This is a genomic window from Pseudoselenomonas ruminantium, assembly GCF_900142515.1.
Classification (GTDB): Bacteria; Bacillota; Negativicutes; order Selenomonadales; family Selenomonadaceae; genus Selenomonas_A; species Selenomonas_A ruminantium_D.
Genome location: NZ_FRBC01000050.1, coordinates 1 through 4,899, shown reverse-complemented (window position 1 = coordinate 4,899; position 4,899 = coordinate 1). Strand labels below are relative to the sequence as shown.

Here is a 4,899-nt window from a genome sequence, read left to right as displayed (position 1 = left end):
ACAGATAACAATATGGTTGTGGGTGTTGCCCCCTTGGCTCTCCTGATGAGTATAGACCATAGCACGATGGCCAGGAGCTACCGCCCTGGCCAATTCCTGCCCTATTTTGTTGGCTTCTTTCGGGGAACACTCCCGCCCATCGAAGGACTGAATAATTACATGGGCTTGAACCCCGCTATCCTTATTCCACATGATACGGTCAGCAGTAAAGAGCCGGCGGGCAGTTTCCGTATCCTCTGGACAGTCTACCCCGCCCCGAATAACTCCCTTCTCATGCTCTCCATACCGAAGGGCAGCCGTTGCGTTGCTGGAGCGGGAAACCTTCACATAAGCCATTTAATCCTCCACCCACTTGAAAGTGTGGCCTTTATCGTCCTTGGAATACTTGGGGCATATCTTGAACCATTGCCCCTTATGCTCTCCGGGCTTGGTAGACTGCTTGATATTCAGCACAGACCCGCATTTTTCGCAGTGTTCTTCCTTTCCGGTCATAGTTGAGGGAAATTCAAGGGTTTCCTGCCCTGCTGCTTCCAGCTGCTTTTCCTTGGCCTGCTTGGGCTTCTTCCCATAAAGCACCAAATCCCAAAGGGCTTCAAACTCCTTCTGCACCGCCATGAGTTCTGCAGCCGATACATTCCCGCCCTCATTAGCTTTCCGGGCTAACTGGTTGATATTACTACCCATGTGGGAGATATGGGGCAGCATGGCCTTGCCCATCTCCTTGTCTATGACTTGGGGCTTAACCTTCCCTTCGACCGCCATTTTCTTGCAGTACGAGGAAAAGGAAAGCCCCGCCCGCTCTGCCATCTTCAGCACCCGGGCTTCTTCTTCATCACTCAGCCGAAAATTTACCTGCCGTCTTTTTTCGCTCATGGCCATAACCTCCATAGTCTAGCTAATAAATAGACACTACTTTTATAAATATTCTATCACTTTGCTAGACAATAGTCAAATATTACTGTCTAGCAATTAACTATATATTTTGTCTAGTATTGCGCTAGATAATCGGTCTATCATATTGCTATAAAAAATGTCTAGCAAAATACTATATACTTTGTCTATCAATCTACTAGACATTTATATCAAAATATCAAAATTTTGTTGTCTAGCAGATTACTACACAAAATGTCTAGCAATATAATATCATATCAACCTAAAATCATGATATTTATTTGCTAGACACAGGCAACGAAGAACTTTTCGGTTCCGCCATAATTGTATCATGTCGAAATCGAAAAGGCAAGTATTGGGATTGCTAGACAATCCCGCCTTGTGAGGGGTTCCCCCTCAACCCCTGCAAGGGCTTCGCCCCTGCACCCCACCAAAGGGCACTGCCCTTTGGAAACCCTATTAACGCTCACCGCTAGGCAGGAGGGAAAAGCCTTTGTCTTTTCCCTCTGGGGCGTTAGCTTATTGGGTGCGTAACGTGTCAAGGACAAGCCGCCTTTCGGCGGTTGCCTATCGGCAATCCTTGACACTAACAACGCGACTCTTTGATTAGTGTACTACATGATTCAAAATTAAATTAGAATCACATTGAAGCGGAAAGGGGTGGGCAGAAAAAATTTTGTAGCCGCTTGCGGCGTTAAGCAAAAATTTTTCTGCCCAGGCGAAGCCCTTGCCCCTTGTAGCGTGACCAGCCCCCAAAGCTATTGCCACAGAGGAAAGGGGGAAGCCCTTTCCTCCTGCCTAGCGGCGAGCGTTGGGGTGAATGCCGTTAGGCAGAGGGGCCTGCCCCTCCTGATGGAGGTGCAGGGGGCTTGCTCCCTGCTGGGGGCGAGGGGGGCAAAGCCCCCCGACACTCCGAGGTAATTTGAGGGGCTTCGCCACCTCTGCCTAACGGCATTCACCCTCCATATAGAAAAGAAAAGAATAGTACCCCCTGTATTTATAAGGGCTGACGGCTATTTTTACCATCATATTTGATGGCGTTACCATCATATTTGATGGCGTTTCCATCATATTTGATGGCGCACACTATCAAAAAATGATATTATTGTAAATATTGTGCGTTGACAATACCATCATTAAATGATAGTATTGGTAGTAAATAAAGGAGGGTTCAATATATGGTTATGAGCAGAGATGAGTTTTTGAATATCAAAAACAAGAGTGCAAAAAAGGTTACTGTCTTTGAGAAAGTAAAGACCGAGGTTGATACAACAACCGGGGAAATAATTTCTGAAACCAAGGAAGTAGTTAATAAGACCAGTAAGGAGCCTGACTTTATTAAGATTTATTACGAAACAATGCTTGCTTTCAACCAAATCCATGGAATCCCCATAGCTTTTGTGTTGTCATTATCAAAATTTATCGAATGGACTAATGAAGGTAAACCTATGTTTATCACGATAAATAAGCGCATAAAGCAGATTTTACAAGAAGATTGCGGTGTTAAAATTGCTCAAGTAGAACGGTATGTTAGAGCCAGTGTGGAGAGTGGCCTGCTGTTCCGTACCGAATATAGGGGTGTTTATGAGGTCAATCCCTTTATGATTGCCAAGGGTAAATGGGAAAGCATACAAAACCTGCAATGTAAATTTAATTTTGTTAATGGTAAATGGATTAGGGAAATTGAGGAAAAACCTACTGAACCTGAAGAAGAAAACAATGGGGATAATAAGGCAACTGCATAAAAAAAAGCCCTGCTTGAACTTACAAGCAGGGCTTTTTTTTAATTGGCGTTATATTTTTGTCCGATAGTAACGATATATGCTAAACCCGCCATCATAGAAGCGTCTGACTTCTGAATTGACTGTTGAGCCATTTCAAAATCAGTTTTACTTTGATTTTGAATATAACGAGCCATATAAACTATAAAGGCGTCGCGCTGATCCATTGCTTGGTTTAGGCTCTCCTTGCCTTTTTGCAAATTCTCCTTATCCTCACTATCAAAGGAGCTTGGAGCGGATAAATTATTCAGATTTGCTTTTGCCGTAGCAATAGCTTCTTTTTCCGCAGCCATTTTGTTAATCATACCTACAAAATCCCCGGCTGCAGCAACATCTTTTCTAGCCTGCATAGCATCATCAGCGGGCTGCAAGGCAGCCATTACTTGATTATACAGGGTGTTATAATCAGCAGCTTTTTGTTTAGTTTCAGCGGCCGCTTTCTCGGCAGCGGCTTTTTCTTCGGCAGCTTTCTTTTCAGCAGCAGCCTGTTCTTCAGCAGCTTTCTTGTCGGCTTCAGCCTGTTTTTTGGCTTCTAGGTCTTTCTTTTGCTGCTCTTGTCTTGCCTGTTGTGCAGCTTTTTCTTCAGGTGTCATAGTGTTGGCAGCCAATCCACTAAATACAACCATACCCACAATAGTGATAATGGCAACCCATTTTCTGTTTTGTTTTGCTTCTGGTGCCCATCGCATAATAAATTTAGGCTTAACCATGCCTACAACAAAGGCAATAAGGCACAACGTTGTTAATGCTCCAAAGAAACTTGACATAATTTCATCTCCCTATATTCTCTAAGACTCCCTAGGCCATAATAACTATTCTACACTAATCCTGTATTTCCTGTATTATTTTCCACGACCAGCCTTTTCGTTGGCAGCCTTCAGGGCTTGTGTAGCCTCATAGTCTTGCTGATTTTTATATTTTCGATTTGCTGCATCTTCTGTATCAAAGAAGTTTACCCTATTTTGACCTTCCTCGCCGGGGTATTCGATATTCCACATGATACGCTTCGCATAATCAACATCAGGGGTGAAGTGCCATTGTATCAAAAACACCCCCAGCAAGAAAAAGAATGCCGTCATTAAGCCATAAGCTGCGCGATTACGCCAATCTATGGCGCGATGGCCTATTTTATCCGCTCTTTTACTTGCTTCTTCTATTGTGTTCATAAGTCCGGACATTTTGCCTTCTACAGGCCCCATAATCGTTGTGGTGGCCCTTTCTAGGGCTGATAGTATATTTATACTCCTTTGCTCATTTGAATCCCTCACAGCCTTTTCTAAAGCTTCTATACGCTTATCATACTTTTGAAGCATGAGGGCTATTTCGGCAGCCTGTTTGTTATACCGCTCTTGGCTCTCCACCAGAGCAGCCCTCATCAAGTCCAGCTCATTAGCTCCTTCCTGTTGTGCCTTGGCTTTCAAGGCATCCGACTTACTCATTAAACTCATTTGGTAACTCCTTTATGGTCTATATTTAATTTTGAATCATCTTCCAAGCCCATAATCATCAATGGTTGAGAGGTCATATTTAATATCGTCCTTCTCCATTTCGCTAAGGTGCCGCCACTCGTCAGGCTCCTGTGTCTTTTCCTCAAGCTCAAGGGCTGCAAACTTCTCCTGCTCCTTCTTCCCTGCATCATCGGCCATCTGAAGGGCTTTCTCAAGGGCTGATGAGCTGCCCGCTTGTAGTTGCTCCACCTGCTCCAAAGCCGTTTCGTGGCTCTTTTCCATGGAAAGCGACTCTGTAACGGCTGACCGGGTGTATTCTTCCCCCAGTTTCGCCCCCCGAACCTTCCCGCCGTCCGGGTGCTTATAAGTCCATGATTTACCGCCCTTTTCCGTCCTGCTGCCCCGTTCGTTGATTTCTATGCCATGTCGTTGCAGATATGCCTTGAAGTCCTCCACGTTCCGGCACTCCTGTTTGGCGTGGTCTATGACTTCCCGGATTTCGTCTTTCCACGGTTGAACGCCTTTATCTATCAATCCCCGCTCTGCTTGTGTGTAGCGAAGGGCAGCCGTCCGCTCGTGGATCACGGACAGGCCACGTTCTTTCGTGAGTTCGTTTGACTGCTGCCTAGCCCGCCACAGAAAGCCGTGGTCATCAAGTTTCTTGCCGTTCTCTTGGTTCACGGCACAGATAACAATATGGTTGTGGGTGTTGCCCCCTTGGCTCTCCTGATGAGTATAGACCATAGCACGATGGCCAGGAGCTACCGCCCTGGCCAATT

The 4,899-nt window shown here is 45.4% G+C and carries 6 protein-coding genes; 1 reads left to right on the top strand and 5 read right to left on the bottom strand.

The features are described 5' to 3' along the window. Both BUB68_RS14710 and BUB68_RS14705 read right to left on the bottom strand, forming a co-directional pair. Window positions 1-336, bottom strand: a 336-nt coding sequence (locus BUB68_RS14710; protein ID WP_178139555.1) for a relaxase/mobilization nuclease domain-containing protein, incomplete at its 3' end; no start/stop codon positions are given. Continuing rightward, window positions 337-873, bottom strand: a complete 537-nt coding sequence (locus BUB68_RS14705; protein ID WP_073093013.1) for a MobC family plasmid mobilization relaxosome protein — start codon at window positions 871-873, stop codon at window positions 337-339. Window positions 874-2,069: 1,196 nt separating this feature from the next. Between BUB68_RS14705 and BUB68_RS14700 the strand changes: the two genes are divergently transcribed. Continuing rightward, window positions 2,070-2,636, top strand: coding sequence for a replication/maintenance protein RepL (locus BUB68_RS14700; protein WP_073093010.1), 567 nt, complete (start codon window positions 2,070-2,072; stop codon window positions 2,634-2,636). Between the two features lie 38 nt (window positions 2,637-2,674). Here BUB68_RS14700 and BUB68_RS14695 read toward each other — a convergent pair whose 3' ends face one another. The 3 genes from BUB68_RS14695 to BUB68_RS14685 all read right to left on the bottom strand — a co-directional run. Next, window positions 2,675-3,439, bottom strand: a complete 765-nt coding sequence (locus BUB68_RS14695) for a hypothetical protein (RefSeq protein WP_073093007.1) — start codon at window positions 3,437-3,439, stop codon at window positions 2,675-2,677. A 75-nt stretch (window positions 3,440-3,514) separates the two neighbouring features. Next, window positions 3,515-4,120 (bottom strand): hypothetical protein, encoded by a 606-nt coding sequence (locus BUB68_RS14690; RefSeq protein WP_073093004.1) that lies wholly within the window; start codon window positions 4,118-4,120, stop codon window positions 3,515-3,517. Between the two features lie 36 nt (window positions 4,121-4,156). Then, the coding region (locus BUB68_RS14685; RefSeq protein WP_073093001.1) for a relaxase/mobilization nuclease domain-containing protein at window positions 4,157-4,899 on the bottom strand (743 nt) is incomplete at its 5' end.